This window comes from Brachybacterium sp. NPDC056505, assembly GCF_042794925.1.
Taxonomy (GTDB): domain Bacteria; phylum Actinomycetota; class Actinomycetes; order Actinomycetales; family Dermabacteraceae; genus Brachybacterium; species Brachybacterium kimchii.
In genome coordinates, this window is record NZ_JBHTSV010000056.1 from 1 (window position 1) to 16,902 (window position 16,902).

The 16,902-nt window shown below is 67.5% G+C and carries 21 protein-coding genes and 2 tRNA genes; 9 read left to right on the forward strand and 14 right to left on the reverse strand.

Going from position 1 to position 16,902, the window contains the following annotated elements; all coding sequences use genetic code 11:
- The 8 genes from ACFQ53_RS17010 to ACFQ53_RS17045 form a co-directional block, all read right to left on the reverse strand.
- The coding region (locus ACFQ53_RS17010) for a GlsB/YeaQ/YmgE family stress response membrane protein (protein ID WP_377861937.1) at window positions 1–277 on the reverse strand (277 nt) is incomplete at its 3' end.
- Between the two features lie 214 nt (window positions 278–491).
- Window positions 492–923, reverse strand: a complete 432-nt coding sequence (locus ACFQ53_RS17015) for an Hsp20/alpha crystallin family protein (RefSeq protein ID WP_152352127.1) — start codon at window positions 921–923, stop codon at window positions 492–494.
- 101 nt (window positions 924–1,024) lie between these two features.
- A complete protein-coding gene (locus tag ACFQ53_RS17020) occupies window positions 1,025–1,204 on the reverse strand; it encodes a hypothetical protein (protein ID WP_152352128.1) in 180 nt (59 codons plus the stop codon).
- 136 nt (window positions 1,205–1,340) lie between these two features.
- Window positions 1,341–2,456 (reverse strand): hypothetical protein, encoded by a 1,116-nt coding sequence (locus ACFQ53_RS17025; RefSeq protein ID WP_377861941.1) that lies wholly within the window; start codon window positions 2,454–2,456, stop codon window positions 1,341–1,343.
- 40 nt (window positions 2,457–2,496) lie between these two features.
- Complete coding sequence (locus ACFQ53_RS17030) at window positions 2,497–2,667, reverse strand: hypothetical protein (RefSeq protein ID WP_377861944.1); 171 nt, start codon at window positions 2,665–2,667, stop codon at window positions 2,497–2,499.
- Between the two features lie 177 nt (window positions 2,668–2,844).
- A tRNA-Lys gene (locus ACFQ53_RS17035) sits at window positions 2,845–2,966 on the reverse strand.
- 110 nt (window positions 2,967–3,076) lie between these two features.
- Window positions 3,077–3,508 (reverse strand): arsenate reductase ArsC, encoded by a 432-nt coding sequence (locus ACFQ53_RS17040; protein WP_377861947.1) that lies wholly within the window; start codon window positions 3,506–3,508, stop codon window positions 3,077–3,079.
- Between the two features lie 26 nt (window positions 3,509–3,534).
- A complete protein-coding gene (locus tag ACFQ53_RS17045; RefSeq protein ID WP_377861950.1) occupies window positions 3,535–3,900 on the reverse strand; it encodes an ArsR/SmtB family transcription factor in 366 nt (121 codons plus the stop codon).
- Between the two features lie 81 nt (window positions 3,901–3,981).
- On the opposite strand from ACFQ53_RS17045, the gene arsB reads away from it, so the two are divergent.
- From arsB to ACFQ53_RS17060, 3 genes are read left to right on the forward strand one after another with little or no spacing between them, the layout of a single operon-like run.
- Entirely contained in the window at window positions 3,982–5,073 is a 1,092-nt protein-coding gene (gene arsB, locus ACFQ53_RS17050) for an ACR3 family arsenite efflux transporter (RefSeq protein ID WP_377861953.1), read from the forward strand.
- 23 nt (window positions 5,074–5,096) lie between these two features.
- Window positions 5,097–5,525, forward strand: a complete 429-nt coding sequence (locus ACFQ53_RS17055; RefSeq protein WP_377861956.1) for a low molecular weight phosphatase family protein — start codon at window positions 5,097–5,099, stop codon at window positions 5,523–5,525.
- A gap of 26 nt (window positions 5,526–5,551) precedes the next feature.
- Window positions 5,552–6,871 carry an FAD-dependent oxidoreductase gene (locus tag ACFQ53_RS17060; RefSeq protein WP_377861959.1) on the forward strand — a complete coding sequence of 440 codons (1,320 nt, stop codon included), beginning with the start codon at window positions 5,552–5,554 and terminating at the stop codon, window positions 6,869–6,871.
- Between the two features lie 618 nt (window positions 6,872–7,489).
- Here the strand turns inward: ACFQ53_RS17060 and ACFQ53_RS17065 are convergent.
- From ACFQ53_RS17065 to ACFQ53_RS17075, 3 genes are read right to left on the reverse strand one after another with little or no spacing between them, the layout of a single operon-like run.
- Window positions 7,490–8,152, reverse strand: coding sequence for a hypothetical protein (locus ACFQ53_RS17065; RefSeq protein ID WP_377861962.1), 663 nt, complete (start codon window positions 8,150–8,152; stop codon window positions 7,490–7,492).
- Between the two features lie 32 nt (window positions 8,153–8,184).
- A complete protein-coding gene (locus ACFQ53_RS17070) occupies window positions 8,185–9,168 on the reverse strand; it encodes a zinc-binding alcohol dehydrogenase family protein (RefSeq protein WP_377861965.1) in 984 nt (327 codons plus the stop codon).
- Complete coding sequence (locus ACFQ53_RS17075; protein ID WP_377861968.1) at window positions 9,165–9,590, reverse strand: MarR family winged helix-turn-helix transcriptional regulator; 426 nt, start codon at window positions 9,588–9,590, stop codon at window positions 9,165–9,167. The genes ACFQ53_RS17070 and ACFQ53_RS17075 overlap by 4 nt, the downstream gene beginning before the upstream one ends.
- Window positions 9,591–9,687: 97 nt before the next feature.
- On the opposite strand from ACFQ53_RS17075, the gene ACFQ53_RS17080 reads away from it, so the two are divergent.
- The gene (locus ACFQ53_RS17080; protein WP_377861971.1) at window positions 9,688–10,284 is read left to right on the forward strand and encodes a cysteine hydrolase; all 597 of its coding nucleotides are present in this window, start codon (window positions 9,688–9,690) and stop codon (window positions 10,282–10,284) included.
- A 74-nt stretch (window positions 10,285–10,358) separates the two neighbouring features.
- Window positions 10,359–11,267 (forward strand): ABC transporter substrate-binding protein, encoded by a 909-nt coding sequence (locus tag ACFQ53_RS17085; protein ID WP_377861974.1) that lies wholly within the window; start codon window positions 10,359–10,361, stop codon window positions 11,265–11,267.
- A 186-nt stretch (window positions 11,268–11,453) separates the two neighbouring features.
- Here ACFQ53_RS17085 and ACFQ53_RS17090 read toward each other — a convergent pair.
- The 3 genes from ACFQ53_RS17090 to ACFQ53_RS17100 form a co-directional block, all read right to left on the reverse strand.
- Window positions 11,454–11,526, reverse strand: a tRNA-Lys gene (locus tag ACFQ53_RS17090).
- Window positions 11,527–11,649: 123 nt separating this feature from the next.
- On the reverse strand, window positions 11,650–12,285 hold the full coding sequence (locus ACFQ53_RS17095; RefSeq protein WP_377861977.1) for a hypothetical protein: 636 nt from the start codon (window positions 12,283–12,285) through the stop codon (window positions 11,650–11,652).
- A gap of 117 nt (window positions 12,286–12,402) precedes the next feature.
- A complete protein-coding gene (locus tag ACFQ53_RS17100) occupies window positions 12,403–12,945 on the reverse strand; it encodes a universal stress protein (RefSeq protein WP_377861980.1) in 543 nt (180 codons plus the stop codon).
- Window positions 12,946–13,160: 215 nt separating this feature from the next.
- Between ACFQ53_RS17100 and ACFQ53_RS17105 the strand changes: the two genes are divergently transcribed.
- The 4 genes from ACFQ53_RS17105 to ACFQ53_RS17120 all read left to right on the forward strand — a co-directional run bounded on the left by ACFQ53_RS17105 (window position 13,161) and on the right by ACFQ53_RS17120 (window position 16,809).
- A complete protein-coding gene (locus ACFQ53_RS17105; RefSeq protein WP_377861983.1) occupies window positions 13,161–13,895 on the forward strand; it encodes an IMPACT family protein in 735 nt (244 codons plus the stop codon).
- A 276-nt stretch (window positions 13,896–14,171) separates the two neighbouring features.
- Window positions 14,172–15,512 (forward strand): anion permease, encoded by a 1,341-nt coding sequence (locus ACFQ53_RS17110; protein WP_377861986.1) that lies wholly within the window; start codon window positions 14,172–14,174, stop codon window positions 15,510–15,512.
- A gap of 1 nt (window position 15,513) precedes the next feature.
- Window positions 15,514–15,798, forward strand: a complete 285-nt coding sequence (locus tag ACFQ53_RS17115; RefSeq protein WP_377861989.1) for a hypothetical protein — start codon at window positions 15,514–15,516, stop codon at window positions 15,796–15,798.
- 30 nt (window positions 15,799–15,828) lie between these two features.
- Window positions 15,829–16,809 (forward strand): DUF3349 domain-containing protein, encoded by a 981-nt coding sequence (locus tag ACFQ53_RS17120; protein WP_377861992.1) that lies wholly within the window; start codon window positions 15,829–15,831, stop codon window positions 16,807–16,809.
- Window positions 16,810–16,902: the final 93 nt, after the last annotated feature.

Consider the following 16,902-nt stretch of genomic DNA (forward strand, 5'->3'; position numbering starts at 1 on the left):
CCGATTGACCCCCATCGAATACGAGACCATCATGAAACCGGCCGTGAGCCTCGCGGCCTGACACCACAACTGTCACCTGATCATGCGGCAGTCCCCCGCTGACGCCCTTGGATCCGAAAAGCCCGCCGATGAAGCCGCCGACGAGCGCGCCCACGACACCGAGAACGATGGTCGTGCCAATGCCCATGGCCTGCTTGCCGGGCATGACCGCGCGGGCGATCAGACCGATGATCGCGCCGATGACCAGCCACCAGATGAGAGCTCCGATGAAGCCCATGATGCACACTCCAATGCACTAGGGACAGGGACGGGCCGACAATGCGACCCCTACGAGGACGCACCAGCGCGCACTTCCGTCACACCCCGAGTGATCGAAAGCACACATAGAAGGCCCCTTTGAATCGGAGGCAATCGCCCGCTCCGCGCGCAAGCCGGAAACGAGGGCGGGCCCTGTCGCCGAAGCGAAAGGGCCCGCCCATGAGTGAGACCGGTCAGGTGGTGGTGGATTCGATCTGCTGAGGTGTGTTCTCTGTCGAGATCTCGATCTTGCGAGGCTTGGCCTTCTCGCTGATCGGGATCATCACGCTGAGAACGCCGTTGTTGTAGGTCGCAGAGATCTTCTCCGTATCCAGTCCCTGTCCCAGGCTGAGCTGACGCAAGAAGCTCCCGCTGGTGCGCTCTCTGGTGATCCACTGCGCATCCTCGTCCGTGGTGAGGGTGCGCTCGGCGCGGATCGTCAGCAGCTGCCCGTCGATGTCGACGTCGACGGATCCGGGATCGATGCCAGGCAGATCTGCCGAGAGGATGTAGTGATCACCCTTGCGGTACAGATCCATCGGCATCTGCCGCGGGCCGCGGCGGCCGGACTCGAGGACGGTGGAGGCAAAGCGCTCCAGGTCTCGGAGCGGATCATAGGTGGCCATGTCAGTCTCCTTCCTGTCGGAGGCCGCTCCCATAGCGGCCTGCGCGTCTTGAGCGTCCCCCGCTCAAGTGCGGCCAGATTAGCACTCTCCTCCCGAGAGTGCTAGACCTCTTCCTCATCGATCGGAACCTCTTCGCGTTGCTCGAGGACGTCGACCGGGTCGGCGTCGTGGGAACCGACCGGCCCCTGCAAAGTTTGGTCCTCGTCCAGCGCAGACACCGCCTGTTCCTGCGCATCCTCGAGAGGCACATCAAGGCGGGTTTCACGCGGTTCGCCGTTCATATCGCCCCCTCCTTCCCTACATCCAACTGCGGCCGGATGACGAGGGTAGAGCGAAACACGGGCATCGGGAAAGCATGCGACCGAACCAATCCGGTGGTCGCTGGTGGAGCTATACCGCACCGGCGGGCGAGGCCGCTCAGGTGGACGGGCGATCGTGGCTGCCCGAGCTCTCGACAGAACGCGAGTCGCGCTCTTTCTCCTCGGTATATCGGCGCTGGCGCTCGCGCTGCCCGTGCGTGAGGGTGCGGAGGTTGGTCTCATGGTCGAAGCTCGAGCCGAGTGCACCAGCGACGACCCCCATTGCCGCACTGAGCCACGCGATGTCCAGATAGTTCCCGAACGTAGGTGACTCCCGGATGATCGTGGCCATGTAATCCGGCGAGATGGAGATCAGCCCGCCAGCCAGGATCAGGAGAACGAGAGCCAGGTAGAGCGCTACCACGCAGAGCAGCAGCGTCCCGACCGTGGAGAGGTTGTACAGCAGGACAACCCGAGCCAAACCGCTTCGTCTCGGCGAATCCCACAAGCCATTGCTGACGATCAACCACAGCACCATCGCACCTATTGCCAAGGCTCCGATGCCGACCAGGCGCGGCATCGAGAGATACGTAGACATGGCCCAGATCGAGCTGTAGAAGATCCCGAACGCCCCGGTCGCCGAGGCCGCTGCCAGCGCACTCGAGAGCCGTGGAGCGGTCTTCCGTGGCTCATTGCCGGCGACCATCCCCAGAACGGTCCGCACCCCACCGACCGCCGGGCTGGCATGGAGAGTCGAGTGGGCCCCCGCTTCTCCAGCGTCACTCCAGTGAAGCCAGGATCGGCCGAACTGCGACGTTCCGCTCCCCTCGTTCACGGGCTTCATCTTCAGAATGCAGTCCATGAGGGTGTCCAGAATGCGCTGCCGGCTGGCGAACGCTCCGAGGGTCGGGCACGAGATCACCGCCACCTGCTCGTCGGGGAAGATCTCCGCGATCAGGGGCCTCCCGTCAGTGAGGCGAGGAATCTCCGTCAACAGCAGTACCACGTCCGGGCGCTCGTACTCCTCCGCAAGCTGCACTGCATCGCTGAGGTCGAGAGAGTTATCCGGCCGTAGGCGAAGCATCGACGTGCGCGTATGCAACTCCACCGGCGGACTGAACACCTCATTCAAATGCTCCTGAAGCTCATCCTCGATGGACCGTGCGCGCCGAGTCGGAAGCCCCGGATCCGACACCAAAAGCACTCGCACACCACGGGTCAAGCCGTCTGTCATCGTGTACCTCCAACTCCCTCAAACGGTCGCCCCCAGTCTCTCAGCTACTACGTCGCCCCCAACCGCCCAGATCCTGCGACTCCTCGCCACGCTGCGCCCACTCGTCGTCGGCCGTCGGGACGGGCGGCTCGAAGAACGGGTGCACCCGCTGCTCGATCCTGACCCGCACCTCGTGCGCCCACTCCGCGTCCCGCTCACGCATGCTCGTCATGGGTAAAGTCTGGCCCCGGGGTGGGACACGCGGAGTCTGTTCTGCGCGAAACAGCAGAATGCCGATGTGTGACCCCTGGGCTACACCTGAGCTAGGACTGGACCACGCTCGGGTATTCTGGCTACACCATCGGCTACACCATCGCCACATGTGGAGCACTACATACCGGGGCTGAACTGGTGGGCCCGGAGGGGATCGAACCCTCGACCCGCGGATTAAAGGTCCGCCAGAGCATCGGCCGCAGAGCGTGTACAAGCAGGTCAGAGGGCTCCTACTGCTACCCGAAGCGCGACGGACACCATCGCGTTGCTGTCAGCGTTGCTGTCAAGAGGTGTTCGAGAGGAGTCGGCATCTGTTCCTTGGGGATGGTGTCTCCAGAAGCCCTAGCCACACGTGCTCTCGGCTTTCCTCAACCTTGGACTGGAATGTCGAGTGGCTCACGGGGCAGCAAGCTGCCGATGAGCTCCTCGATGCGGGTGCGGATCTCATCGCGCACCGGGCGGACTTCCGCGACGCCCTTGCCGGCTGGGTCCTCGAGCTTCCAGTCCTCGTACCGCTTGCCGGGGTAGTAGGGGCAGGCGTCGCCGCACCCCATGGTGATGACCACATCGGAGGCCTGGACGGATTGGGGGGCGAGGATCTTCGGCTTCTGGTGGGAGTTCTCGATGCCGACCTCCGCCATGGCCTCCACCGCTGCGGGGTTGATCGAGTCGGCGGGCGCAGACCCTGCGGAGCGGACCTCGATGCGGTCCCCGGCGAGCTCCCTCAGCCACCCGGCTGCCATCTGGGATCGACCGGCGTTGTGGACACAGACGAACAAGACGCTGGGGCGAGCGGTCATGGGAGCCTCCCGACCGGGGGTGAGGTTCAGGCGATGTCGAGGAACGCGCGGAGTTCGGCAAAGGCTGACGGGACGACGGAGTAGTGCGCCCAACGACCCTTCTGCTCGCGTGTGAGCAGGCCGGCGTCGACGAGCTTCTTCATGTGGTGGCTGACGGTGGGCTGACTGATGCCGAGCGGCTCGGTGAGATCGCACGCGCAGACCGACTCGCAGCCCTGGGCGGCGACGTGGGAGAGAAGCCGGAGGCGCGTGGGGTCGGACAGCGCCTTGAGCAGGGACGCGATCCGCTCGGCGTCGACGGTCTCGACCGGACCTGCGGACAGCGAGCAGCACTCCTCAGAGCCGGTCCTCGCCGCGAATCCGGTGGTTGTGGCGTCGGTCGTCGTGGTCATGCCCTCACCTTACATTGACAGTCATCGATGCGGAACATAGCGTACTCATCGATAACCGTCGATGGAAGGTGCCGAGGTCTGATGAGTACGACCACCAAGGATGTAGAGCAGCCGCGCGTGATGAAGGGAATGCCCTTCCTCGATCGTTGGCTCCCGGTATGGATCCTGGCCGCCATGGCCGTGGGGCTCCTGCTGGGGCGGTTCGTCTCCGGCCTGAACACCGCGCTGGAGGCGGTGAAGATCGGGTCTGTGTCCCTGCCCATCGCGATCGGGCTGTTGGTGATGATGTATCCGGTCCTGGCGAAGGTCCGCTACGACGAGACCCGGAGAATCGGAGCTGACCGACGCCTGCTGGTGACTTCGTTGGTGCTGAACTGGCTCGTCGGACCGGCACTCATGTTCGGCCTCGCGTGGATCTTCCTTGCCGACCTGCCGGAGTACCGGACCGGCCTGATCATCGTGGGCCTCGCGCGCTGCATCGCGATGGTGCTCATCTGGAACGATCTCGCCTGCGGTGACCGAGAGGCGGCCGCCGTGCTGGTCGCGATCAACTCCGTCTTCCAGGTGATCGCCTTCGGAGCCCTGGGCTGGTTCTACCTCCAGGCGCTGCCGTCGTGGCTGGGGCTGCCGACCACGTCGGCCGAATTCTCGATCGGCGCGATCGTCCTCAGCGTGCTGATCTTCCTCGGGATCCCTCTGGTCGCCGGGTTCCTGACCCGCGTCCTCGGGGAGAAGGCGAAGGGTCGGGCCTGGTACGAGGAGCGGTTCCTCCCGAGGATCGGCCCGTGGGCGCTGTACGGGCTGCTGTTCACCATCGTGCTGCTGTTCGCTCTCCAGGGCGACGCGATCCTCTCCGCCCCGGGCGACGTGGCCCGCATCGCCCTGCCGCTGCTGGTCTACTTCGTGGTCATGTTCCTGGGATCCTTCCTGCTCGGACGGGCGATCGGCCTGAATTACGCCAAGTCCACGACCGTCGCGTTCACCGCCTCGGGCAACAACTTCGAGCTCGCCATCGCCGTCGCCATCGGCACATTCGGCGTCACCTCCGGCCAGGCCCTCGCCGGTGTCGTCGGCCCCCTGATCGAGGTCCCGGTCCTCGTCGCCCTCGTCTACGTCGCTCTCGCCATGGGCCGCCGGCTCTTCCCCGGCGACGAGACCGTTCCCACCCGATGAACCAGCAGAGAGATCGAGCCACCATGACCGCGAAACGCCCCGCAGTCCTGTTCGTGTGCGTGAAGAACGGCGGCAAGTCCCAGATGGCGGCCGCCCTCATGCGCCATCACGCCGGAGATGCCGTCGAGGTGCACTCCGCCGGCACCCACCCCGGCACCGCCATCAATGCCCAGTCCGCGGAGGCGATCGCCGAGGTCGGCGCGGACATGTCCTCCGCCGTCCCGCAGCCAGTCACCCCCGAGCTGCTGCGCAGCGTCGACCACGTGATCGTCATCGGCGGCGAAGCCGTCATCGAACCCGTTGAGGGAATGACCGCGCCGGTCACCACCTGGCACACCGATGAGCCCTCCCAGCGGGGCATCGAAGGGATGGAGCGCATGCGCCTGGTGCGCGACGACATCGACGCCCACGTCCGTGCACTCCTGAACGACCTCACCCCTACCGCGAACTGACCGCGCCCGCAGCAAGGAGACCCATCATGCTCACCACCGCAACGAGCTCGCATCCCGTCGTCGTCATTGGCGCTGGCCCCATCGGCCTGGCCGCCGCCGCCCACCTCTCCGAGCGCGGCCTGCCGTTCCTCGTCCTCGAGGCCGGGACCGCAGCAGGAGCGGCGATCGCCGACTGGGGGCACACCCGGCTCTTCTCCCCGTGGCAGTACAACCTCGATGCCGCCGCGCAGCGACTCCTCGAGGCCGACGGCTGGACCGCTCCCGACGTTGACGCCCTGCCGACCGGTCACGACCTGCGCGAGCAGTACCTCGAGCCCCTCGCCCAGCTTCCCCAGCTCGCCGAGTCGATCCGCTACGACGCACGCGTCACCGCTGTCTCCCGCGCCGGCATGGACAGGACCCGCACCGCACGCCGAGAGGAGACCCCGTTCCTCGTCCGGATCGAGACCGCTGACAGACACAGCGAAGACGTCTTTGCCTCCGCCGTCATCGATGCCTCCGGTTCCTGGTCCACCCCCAACCCGCTGGGCCAGGCCGGTCTCCTCGCCCCCGGTGAACGACAGGCCCTCGCTGCGGGCCGCATCACACCGCCGCTGCCCGATGTGCTGGGCCGTGATCGCGATCGCGTCGCCGGCAAGAGCGTCATGGTCACCGGCGCTGGCCACTCGGCCGCGAACACCCTCCTGGACCTCGCAAGAATGGATGATGGCACCACGATCACCTGGGCCGTCCGCACCGCGGACCTCACCCGCGTCTACGGGGGCGGCGAGCAGGACGAGCTCGCGGCCCGAGGAGCGCTCGGCTCCCGGCTGCGCCAGCTGGTCGACTCCGGACGCATCAAGGTCCTCACCTCCTTCACCATCACCCGCTTCACTGGCGAGGACGCACTGACCGTTCACGCTGTGACCCCGGACGGAGAGCGCGAGGTCACTGTGGACATACTGGTGCCTGCGACCGGGTTCCGGCCTGACCTGGAGATGCTCTCCGAGCTCCGACTGAACCTGGACCCGGCGGTCGAAGCACCCGCACAGCTGGGACCGCTCATCGACCCCGAGTTCCACTCCTGCGGCTCCGTCGAACCCCACGGGGAGCGAGTCCTCGCCCACCCCGAGAAGAACTTCTACATCGTCGGCATGAAGAGCTACGGACGCGCCCCCACGTTCCTCACGGTGAACGGCTATGAGCAGGTCCGCTCCATCGCAGCGTCTCTCGCCGGCGACCGCGAAGCAGCAGACGCGGTCCACCTCGAACTGCCCGAGACCGGCGTTTGCACCACCGACCTCGGCGGCAGTTGCGATGCGCCCACGAAGGCCACCGACGTCTGCGGAGCGTCCGCACCCAGCTAGGAATCGTGCTGCACCGGACCACAACCCAGCGCGATTGCCAGCGGTCTGCAAAAACCCAACAGGTAACCAGATTCCGAGCGCGCGCCCAAACTTCGCCGTAGAGCAACTGACGGATGCCCCACAGAGAAAATTCGATCCCGAAGATTGCCGTGCGGTGGAATCAGTCCCGACCCCGGACTGCCGTTCCCGCGAGACTCTCATCGCGGATATTGCTCTCGTCCCGCGAACGCGGCCGGCAGGCGTGCTCCCCCGTCAAGCGAGCCGGAATCGCTACCACGTTGCTGTCAAACCACTCCGCAGGACACGATGGTGTCGCCGAAAATGAGCTCTGACCAGTGGGCCCGGAGGGGATCGAACCCTCGACCCGCGGATTGAAAGTCCGTCAAGACATGCGCGAACGATCACGTTTTAGCAGGTCAACACGCCTATGCGACCCGAGCAAACCGACCGGACGCCATCGTGTTGCTGTCAGCATTGCTGCCAGATCCGCAGCCGCCTCAGATCCGCCCCGGCGGAAAACTTATGCAAACCTCTTTGCTGGCCATCCCGGCTAAGCCCTGCTCAAGGGACACCGCAGCACCACGGCCCTCGGGTGGGCAACGCCATGGCCAACTACACCTAGGCTCGGCTGGGCGTGATTGTGAGGTTTGCGAAGTGGGCGTCGGTGCCGATGTCGACGAAGAGGCCGATTGCTCCGAGTGATGGTCGCGCGAGCGGGGTCTGGACGTGAAGGACCTCGCTATTGTCGACAGACGCGGTGATCCTGTCAGCGGCGACGTCGACTGAAAGCCGGAACCAGCGGCCGGGGGCGATGGGGGCCGCGGCTTCGTAGATGCCGTCTGGGTGCTCTTCGCGCAGTCGGTCGAAGGGCCAGTCGGGGTAGGCGAAGTACTGGATGCCGCGAGTGTTCCGAGGCGGGTCCGTGTTGGTGAGGGTGCCGTTGGTGGGGCGGAGGTATATGGCTTCGAAGCGGTCGAGCTCCGGGGGGACATGGAAGGCGAGTCCTGCGAAGCCGCGCGCGTAGTCCGGGGCTTCGGTGGTCAGCTGGGAATGGATGTCAACGCTGATCTGCCCGGTTGTGAACTCCAGGGGGAGGCGCGCCATGGTCGGCTGGTCGACGTAGTCCACGCCGGGGGTTCCGTGCCGGGCGATCTCTTGGGTGAGAAAGATTCTGGTGCTGGCGCGGCCGTCGACGATGCCGGGGACCGCTGTCACCGATCTGAGGTGCGTGCCCTCGGGCAGGGTGTCGAGGCGGAGGTGTTCGGTGGGGAGTTCGCGCACGCTAGTCCTCTCAAGCGGGGTGTGGTCAGTGGTCAGAGGAGTACGACGCCCTTGCCGCCGACGCGGCCGGCTTCCATGTCGCGGTGCGCCTCGACGATGTCGTCGATGCCGTACACGTTGCCAAGGGGGATGACGGCGTCTCCGGTGGCGACGTCATCGAGGAACGTTTGGAGGACCGTGGATGGTAGGTCAGCGGCTTCTCCGGAGTAGGCGGTCAGGCGTACCCCGTTCGGTAGCCAGTCCATGGGGTAGAACGAGTCGATGGTCCATTGGTCCGAGAGCATGCCGGTGAAGCAGACCGTTCCGCCGGTGCGGACGGCGCGGAGCGTGTCCTTGAGGGCGTTCGCCCCCACGAGCTCGACGGCCGTATCCACACCGTCTGGCTGGAGGCGACCCACTTGGGCGGCGATGTCACCGTCATCGATGAGGACGTGGTCCACACCTGCCTGATCGAGCTGTGGGCGTGCTTCGGGTCGGCGTGTGGTCGATAGGACGGTGAGGCCCTGCCGCTTTGCGAGGACGGCTAGCGCGAGTCCGATCGAGGAGGTGCCGCCGCGGATCAGCAGGGACTGTCCCGGTTGCGCATCGAGACCGACGGTGAGCGAGCCGTACGCGGTCTGGAGCATCTCGGGCACCGCGCCGAGCTGCTCCCAGGGCAGGTTGCTGTGGAAGGGGATGACCTGCTGGGCGGGCACGAGCACGTACTCGGCGTAGCCACCGTCGAAGGCGCGACCCATCCCGCCCATCATCGTCATCACCTGGGTGCCTTCGGTGAGATCTGTTCCCGGCGCGGAGACGATGGTCCCGGTTGCCTCGATGCCGGGGACGCGCGGCAGGGATCCGCTCTCAGCGAGCCCTTGCCGGAAGTGCAGCTCGGAGCGGTTCAGTCCGAAAGCGTGCACCCTGATCAGGACCTCACCGGTCGCCGGCACGGGCGCAGGGACCTCACGCACGTGCAGCACATCGGGTGGGCCCGTCTGGTCGAGGACGACGGCCTTCATGCGATCGCCCCTCATGACGCAGGCTCCGCTTCGCTGATCCGGGTACGGATCCGCTTGAGAACCGCTTCGAGGGCGGCGGCATCCTCCGGCTCGATCACCTGGCCGATCAGAGCGCGAGCGCGTTCCTCGCCCCTAGCTCGCACGTCCTCCCCCTCCGGGGTCAGCTGGAGCACGGAGGAGCGCCGGTCCTCAGGGTGGGGGGCCCTCGCGATCAGTCCCGCGCCCTCGAGGCGATCGGCGAGCTTGCTGGCCGCGCCAGTGGTGATCGCCAACTCGTCACAGAGATCGCGAACCCGCCCGCGACCCTCGCGCCTATGGAGCACGCGCAAGGACTGGAGGGTGCCCAGGCCTGCTGGCCCGGCATCACGGAGGTCGGACTCCACCAGGTTCCACAGTTCGGTCTCGGTACGCACGAGTGCGTCGAAGGCATCCATCATGCGATAAAGCTTATCAGGAAGCTGCTTCCGGGGAAGCTACGGTGGTGTCGTGCCCTGCATGGAGGGGTGAGCTGTCGTCGTGGAACTGGAGAACATCATGCGTGAAGCCCGTAAGACCGCCGTCATCGTCATCGACATGCAGAACGACACCGTGCACCCGGAGGGGGCGTTCGCGTCCACCGGTGCCGCCGACCATGCCGCCAGCCAGCACGTGATTCCGAACGTGCTGAACATCGTGGAGACCGCGCGCGCCACGAGCACTCCGGTGTTCTTCCACCGGATCGTCGTCTACCCCGGTGAGGTCGGCGGCAGCAACGCCCCGATCTTCCGCATGCTCGGCCCGGAGTCCTTCAAGCTCGGCACCTGGGGCGCAGAGATCGTCGATGAGCTCGCCCCGCTCGAAGGCGAGATCGTGCTGGACCGCAACCGGATGAGCATCTTCAACGGCACGGGCATCGACCACATGCTCCGTAACCTCGCGGTGACGGACCTGGTCGTCGTCGGCGCGTGGTCGAACATGGCAGTTGAGCACAGCATCCGCGATGCCGCAGACCACGGATACGACGTCACCACCGTCGCCGACGCCACCTCGTCCCTGAGCGCGGAGTGGCAGCACGCGGCACTGAACTTCGCTTTGCAGAACATCGCGACCATCGCCGACACCGACTCGGTCATCACTGCGCTCCGTTCCTGACTACGTCCCCCGCACCTCTGGCCGCTCTGCGCCCGTGGTGAACCAGCCGTCACCGCTGAACTCCGAGGAAACTCATGCCCCGCCTGTCCCGCTTCGTGCCCGTCATCGCCGCCACCGCAGTGGCAGCACTCGCTCTCGCTGGCTGCGGGATCGGAAGCGATCCACTATCCGGCGCTGGAGCTTCGGAAGAGGCGATCGTGATCGGCTCACAGGAGTACTACTCCAACGAGATCATCGCGGAGATCTACGCCCAGGCGCTCGAGGAAGCCGGGTACCCCGTCGAACGCCAGTTCCGAATCGGTCAACGCGAGGTCTACCTCCCGGAGATCGAAGCCGGCGCGATCGACCTCTTCCCCGAGTACACCGGCCCACTCCTGCAGTACTGGAGCCCCGACACCCAGGATCGACGCGAAGAGGATGTCTACCCCGCCTTGGTCGACGCCGCGCCCTCCGACCTGCGAATCCTCGACGCCTCCCCCGCCACGGATCAAGACGCCTATGTCGTGTCTAAGGACTTCTCCGAGAAGTACGGTGTCACCTCGGTCGCAGACCTCGCTGACGTCCCGCATGCGCTCACCCTCGGCGGAAACTCCGAAGGAGCCGAGCGACCGATCGGGCCCCGAGGACTCTCCGAGGTCTACGGAGTGAGCGTGGACTTCACTCCCATCGAGGACGGCGGCGGCCCACTCACCGTCAAGGCCCTCACCGACGGGGACATCGACCTCGCCGTCCTCTACACCGGCTCCCCATCGCTCAGCGACAGAGACCTCGTACAGCTCGAGGACCCCAAGGGCCTACTCCTCTCCTCGCACGTAGTTCCTGTCGCGAGCGAGAAGATCGACGACCAGGCCGCCGAGATCATCAACGACATCAGCGCCGAACTCACCCCCGAAGGGCTGCTCGAGTTGAACACCCGAAGCGTCGAGGAACAGTCGTCCGCAGGAAACCTCGCTGCCGAGTGGCTTGAAGAACACTTGGAGTGACGGGTTCGAGAGAATGACTCGTAGCCGGTGGCCCGTTAGGGGCCGACTGGTCGACCTGGTGACCCACGAACGCGGGCAGTGCGCCTCAGTCCTCCATAGACCCGACCCGAAGCTCAGTCGCGGTTCCGTTGCTGTCAAAGCACTAAGGGCGAAGGGCTGAAGAGGGCTAGAAGTGGCTCTGACCAGTGGGCCCGGAGGGGATCGAACCCTCGACCCGCGGATTAAAAGTCCGATGCTCTGCCAACTGAGCTACAGGCCCGTGCCCGCCTGGCGGGCCTCACCATCCTATCCGCGCACGCCCGCGGGACGCACGTCGGCCCTCCGTCCCACCTGGTCGAACAGGCGGAGCGAAGGGCCGACGAAAAGGTCGTGTGAGGGGCAATCAGAACGCCGGGTTCTGCGCCTTCTTGGCCTTGCTGCGGCCGACGAAGAACAGGATCACGCCGACCACGAGGAGCAGGAAGCCGAGCCCGGCGACGAAGATGCCGCCGACGATGCCGCCCACGCCGCCGAGGATCCCGCCCACCGACACCGGGGGCGCGACCATGACCTCGTTCGGGGAGTCACAGGTGATGGTGTACTCCTGCGTGGACTTCGCGGTGAAGGAGCCGAACGACTCCCAGTCGGCGCCGGCTGCTGTCACCTCGCTCTTCTGGTCGACGGTGCCGGTCTCGGGATCCGTGCCGTCCGCACCGACGATGGAGCAGCTCGGGCCGGTCTCGCCCTTGTGGACGTAGGCCTGCATGCCCTTGCCCGCCTCGAGCTCGATCGTGGCGGACCCGTTGAAGACGGTGCTGTTGTCCGAGACCTCGCTCGCGACGCCGACGACCTTCACGATCGCGACGACAAAGACGACGATGCCGATGAGGCACAGCACGAGCCCGACGATCAGCATGATCAGACCGGCCTTCTTCATGCCCTTGCCGGGCACCTTGCCATTCGGGGCGGGGTAGGAAGCGGGAGCCCCAGGAGCGCCCTGCGGGCTGCCGGGGTACTGGGGCTGGGCGGGCATGCTCACGGGGATCTCCTTCGTCGGAATGGTGCAGTTCACACCGTATCGGACGCGACCAGCTCAGCCCCAGTGCCCGACCAGGTTCCGGTCAGGCGCCGGTGGCGCATGGAGGCGCGACGGCGCTCAGGACTGCCCGTCGCCCATCCACGGCAGGTCGTCGTCGTGCCCGACCACGCACAGCGGGACCACCACGATGGGCCGCACCTGCTTGTGGGAGAGCTGGGTGGCGACGGATCCGTTGATGAACTCGCGCATGGAGTCCCGCAGGCCCGGCTTGCGGGTGCCCAGGACGAACATGAGGGCGTCGACGTCCTCGGCGACCTCGTGCAGCTCGACCGTCGGGGTTCCGCGGCGCGGCACGGCCTTCCAGTTCACGCCGGTCGTGCCCACGCCCTCCTCGATGACCTTCGTGAGGTCGTCGGGGAAGAAGGGCTCGTCGATCTCCGCGGCGAGGCCCGCCGCGTACAGGGATCCCTGCGGGGTCTCGCCGAGCGCGAGCATCGTCGATTCGACGTACACGCAGGTGAGGGTCGCATGGAAGGCTTTCGCGTACTGCGCGGCGGTCTGGATCACCGTCCGCGATCTCTCATCGACCACCCCGACGACGATCTGTCGGGGTTCGCCGCTGCGGGGCGCGTCTCCGGACTGCTCGGGGGCTGCGTTCACGACGGACCACTTCCTTCCGGCGCCTGCGGGGCGACCCCGCAGGATCTGACGGTCGACACCGGCATCCTCGCCGGTGACCCCATTGTGCCCCTCGCCGGGCGCGGATGGGGGAGGTCGAAGGTCCCGACCTGCGGGAGGAACCGCGATTCGACCCGGAAAGTCCGGCACGGGCGCCGCCCGCGAGACCGGATCGGCGGGATCCGTAGACTGCCGGGATGGAACGCGAGGAGATGCCGAGGGAGGGCTCTCCCCCGCCGGACGGGCCGTCGCCGGCCGGAGCCGCGCCGACCACGGTCCGCACCCTCGCGGAGGCGGTCGAGGGCGAGCTGATCGAGAAGAAGTCCCGCTTCCTCGCCCTGCTGCACCCGGTCTCCTCGACCGACGAGGCCGACGCACTGCTGCGCGCGGCCCGCGCCGCGCACCCCGGCGCCCGCCACCACTGCTCCGCGCTCGTGCTCTCCGAACAGGCCACGGGCGCCGGTCCCGTGCAGCGCTCGAACGACGACGGCGAGCCCTCGGGCACGGCCGGGATGCCGATCCTGCAGGCGCTCCTGCACGCGGACCTCACCGACACCCTGGCGATCGTCGTGCGCTGGTTCGGCGGCGTGAAGCTCGGGGCGGGCGGCCTGGTCCGCGCCTACACCGCGGCGGTCGGGGCGGCCCTCGTCGACGCCCCGCTCCTGCAGCGGGTCCAGCGCAGCGAGGTCGTGCTCGAGGTGCCGTTCACCGACGTCGGCCTCGCGGAGAACGCCGTGCGCCACTGGGCGGATCTCCACGGCGCGCGCAGTGCCCTCGTCGAGCCCACCGAGTACGGCGAGGGCGGCGCGCAACTGCACCTCCTCATCGACCCCGCCCTGGCAGAGGACCTCGCCCAGGACGTCGCCGCGTGGTCGCAGGGCCGCTTCGTCCCGCAGGAGGCGGGGCGGCGCACGCTCGACGTGCCGCTCTGACTCCCACTCCGCGCTCGCTCCGGGTCCGCCCGGACACGGGAATCCCGCCCGAGACAGGGTGTACACATGCTGAACCCCGGGCGTACAGGGCCGGTGAGCGCCGGATACGGGTGAACAGAAGGTGACATCGGGCCGTGCTGGCCACGCCTGGGACATGTGCCCCTGCTGTGACATCTCGTACAGGCACGTACGAATGCCCAGGAACCGGGTGAACGGAAGGTGAACGGGCCCCGGGGGAACTGGCACCCCGCATAATCCCCGGCGCACACTGGCCGCATGACAGGTGACATCGTCATCCTCGCCCTGCTGATCATCACGGCAGTGGCCTTCGACTTCACGAACGGCTTCCACGACACCGGCAATGCGATGGCGACGTCCATCGCCACCGGTGCGCTCAAGCCGAAGACCGCCGTCACGCTCTCAGCGATCCTGAACGTGATCGGCGGTTTCCTTTCCGTGGAGGTGGCGGTCACCGTCACCACCTCGGTGCTGAAGATCCAGGACACCGACACCGGAGCGCTGATCACGGGCCTCGACGCGGAGACGGCGATGTTCATCATCTTCGCGGGCCTCGTCGGCGGCATCCTGTGGAACCTCGCGACCTGGCTGTTCGGCATCCCCTCGAGCTCCTCCCACGCCCTGTTCGGCGGCCTCATCGGCGCCGGCCTCGCGGCCCTGGGCACGGTGGGCATCAACTGGGAGGGGCTGATGATCAAGGTCATCATCCCCGCACTGCTCTCCCCCTTCATCGCCGGCGCGATCGCAGCGACCGCCGCCTGGCTCGTCTTCCGCGTCACCGCGAACGTGCGCGAGGAACGCCGCGAGAAGGGCTTCCGCTACGGCCAGATCGCGACCGCCTCGCTGGTCTCCCTCGCCCACGGCACGGGCGACGCGCAGAAGACCATGGGCGTCATCGCCCTGGGTCTCATCGCCCACGGCACCCTCTCCGATCAGGAGATCATCGACAACGGCCTGCCGCCGTGGATCATCATCGTCTGCGCCGGCGCGATCGCGCTCGGCACCTACATGGGCGGCTGGCGCGTCATCCGCACCCTCGGCAAGGGCCTCGTCGAGCTCGACTCCCCGCAGGGCATGGCCGCGGAGGCCTCCTCCGCCGCCATCATCCTGACCTCGAGCCACCTGGGCATGGCGCTGTCCACCACCCACGTGGCCACCGGCTCGATCGTCGGCTCCGGCGTCGGCCGTCCCGGCGCCCAGGTCCGCTGGGGCGTCGCCGGGCGCATGGCCGTCGGCTGGCTGCTGACGCTGCCCGCGGCGGCCGTCGTCGGCGCGATCACCTACTTCATCGGCCACCTCGTGGGCGGGGTCGGCGGCGCCTTCCTCGTCTTCGCGATCCTGCTGGCCGTCGGCGGATACATCTACTACCGCTCGCAGCTGCAGAAGGTCGACGCCGGCAACGTCAACGACGACTGGGAGGAGGGTGCCGAGGCTCCCTCCGCCCTCACCTCCGAGGACGGCTACGTGCTCGAGACGTCGGCCGAGGAGGTCCGCACCCCGTCCTCGGCGGCGTCCGCATCCGCTGTGACTCCCGCGCCCGCTGCGACGCCCGCGACGACGAAGGTCCCCGTGTCGACGCCGAGCAGGAAGGACTCCTGAGATGTCCGCAGAATTCATCGAGATCATCACCGGCACGCTCAAGGTGCTCGGTGTCGGCCTGCTGCTCGGCGCGGGACTGCCCCTGCTCTTCTCGATCGGGATGAAGCTGCAGGACCGCGGCCAGGGCGGCGAGGAACGCGACGGCACCGTGATCGCCGCGAACCCCGTCGCGCGAGTGGGTGCCTGGGCCGTCTTCGCCGTGGTCGCGCTCGTCATCCTCTATGGTCTGCTGTTCATCACGAAGGGCAGCCTCGACCACTACCTTGGTATCCAGCTGCCCCTCTGAGGGCTTGCGAGATCGAGGGGCACAGGACTGATGAACAACCCGCTGAGCATGATCCTGAACTGGCTGCGCGTCGGCTATCCCGACGGCGTGCCGCCGAAGGACTTCTACCCGCTGCTCGCCCTCCTCACGCACAACCTGAGCGAGGAGGAGCTGGAGCGGATCATCCATGATCTCCAGCGCGAGAACCCCGAGGGCGACGTCACCCAGGAGGACGTCCGCGGGGCGATCGGCCGCGTGACGTCGGCGCCGGTCACGGAGGACCACACCCGCGAGGTCGCCGAGCGCCTGGCCGACGCCGGCTGGCCCGTCGACGAGGAGTCCGCCGAGGTCGCGCGGGCCGTCGCGGCCGACGGCGGCGTCGAGCGCGTGGACCACAGCCGTCGCGGCGCGCAGGCGGACGCCGCCGAGTCCGACACCGCTGAAGGCACCCGCGAGACCGACGCGGCCGACGGCGAGAGCGCTTCGCGCTGGACCGCCGAGCCGGCCGACGGCTCCGCGACGATCGCGCCCCGGACGAGCGCACCGCAGGCCGCCGACGCCTCGGCGTCCACGGCACAGGGCTCGACCGCATCTGAGGGCGCGACGGAGACTGAGGACGCGGCAGCACCGGCAGATGCCGACGCCGCTTCGGACGCCCCGTCGGCCACCGCGTCGTCGGTCCCCGGGTCGTCGGCCCCCGTGACCTCGGCCCCCGGCTCCGACCTGCCGACCGCGCCGTCCTCGAGCACGGTCCAGAGGATCCTCGACTGGCTCTCCGCCGGCTACCCGGCGGGCATCCCGGCGACCGACCGCCTGCCGCTGCTCGCGCTGCTGCGCCGCCAGCTCACGGACGACGAAGCGAGGGAGATCGCCTCGCACCTCGTGGACGAGGCGGGGCACCGCATCGTCGACCCGACGGACGCGGGCGTCGCGATCACGCGCTACACCAACGATCTGCCCACCGAGCAGGAGATGCGCCGCGTCGCCGAGCACCTCGCGGTGCAGGGATGGCCGCTCGGCGAGAGGCGCTGACCGCGCAGCACGCCCTCCCCGCGCACCCCGTGGCGTCCCGCGGCGAGCGTCCGACTGCCCTGACATGCACGAGCGCCCGATGCCTTGCGGCAT

Excerpts from the sequence above, each read along its gene's own strand:
- ACFQ53_RS17015 (WP_152352127.1), bottom strand. The coding sequence starts at position 923 with ATGGCCACCTATGATCCGCTCCGAGACCTGGAGCGCTTTGCCTCCACC.
- ACFQ53_RS17020 (WP_152352128.1), bottom strand. The coding sequence starts at position 1,204 with ATGAACGGCGAACCGCGTGAAACCCGCCTTGATGTGCCTCTCGAGGAT.
- ACFQ53_RS17025 (WP_377861941.1), bottom strand. The coding sequence starts at position 2,456 with ATGACAGACGGCTTGACCCGTGGTGTGCGAGTGCTTTTGGTGTCGGAT.
- ACFQ53_RS17030 (WP_377861944.1), bottom strand. The coding sequence starts at position 2,667 with ATGACGAGCATGCGTGAGCGGGACGCGGAGTGGGCGCACGAGGTGCGG.
- ACFQ53_RS17040 (WP_377861947.1), bottom strand. The coding sequence starts at position 3,508 with ATGACCGCTCGCCCCAGCGTCTTGTTCGTCTGTGTCCACAACGCCGGT.
- ACFQ53_RS17045 (WP_377861950.1), bottom strand. The coding sequence starts at position 3,900 with ATGACCACGACGACCGACGCCACAACCACCGGATTCGCGGCGAGGACC.
- arsB (WP_377861953.1), top strand. The coding sequence starts at position 3,982 with ATGAGTACGACCACCAAGGATGTAGAGCAGCCGCGCGTGATGAAGGGA.
- ACFQ53_RS17055 (WP_377861956.1), top strand. The coding sequence starts at position 5,097 with ATGACCGCGAAACGCCCCGCAGTCCTGTTCGTGTGCGTGAAGAACGGC.
- ACFQ53_RS17060 (WP_377861959.1), top strand. The coding sequence starts at position 5,552 with ATGCTCACCACCGCAACGAGCTCGCATCCCGTCGTCGTCATTGGCGCT.
- ACFQ53_RS17070 (WP_377861965.1), bottom strand. The coding sequence starts at position 9,168 with ATGAGGGGCGATCGCATGAAGGCCGTCGTCCTCGACCAGACGGGCCCA.
- ACFQ53_RS17075 (WP_377861968.1), bottom strand. The coding sequence starts at position 9,590 with ATGATGGATGCCTTCGACGCACTCGTGCGTACCGAGACCGAACTGTGG.
- ACFQ53_RS17080 (WP_377861971.1), top strand. The coding sequence starts at position 9,688 with ATGCGTGAAGCCCGTAAGACCGCCGTCATCGTCATCGACATGCAGAAC.
- ACFQ53_RS17085 (WP_377861974.1), top strand. The coding sequence starts at position 10,359 with ATGCCCCGCCTGTCCCGCTTCGTGCCCGTCATCGCCGCCACCGCAGTG.
- ACFQ53_RS17105 (WP_377861983.1), top strand. The coding sequence starts at position 13,161 with ATGGAACGCGAGGAGATGCCGAGGGAGGGCTCTCCCCCGCCGGACGGG.
- ACFQ53_RS17110 (WP_377861986.1), top strand. The coding sequence starts at position 14,172 with ATGACAGGTGACATCGTCATCCTCGCCCTGCTGATCATCACGGCAGTG.
- ACFQ53_RS17115 (WP_377861989.1), top strand. The coding sequence starts at position 15,514 with ATGTCCGCAGAATTCATCGAGATCATCACCGGCACGCTCAAGGTGCTC.
- ACFQ53_RS17120 (WP_377861992.1), top strand. The coding sequence starts at position 15,829 with ATGAACAACCCGCTGAGCATGATCCTGAACTGGCTGCGCGTCGGCTAT.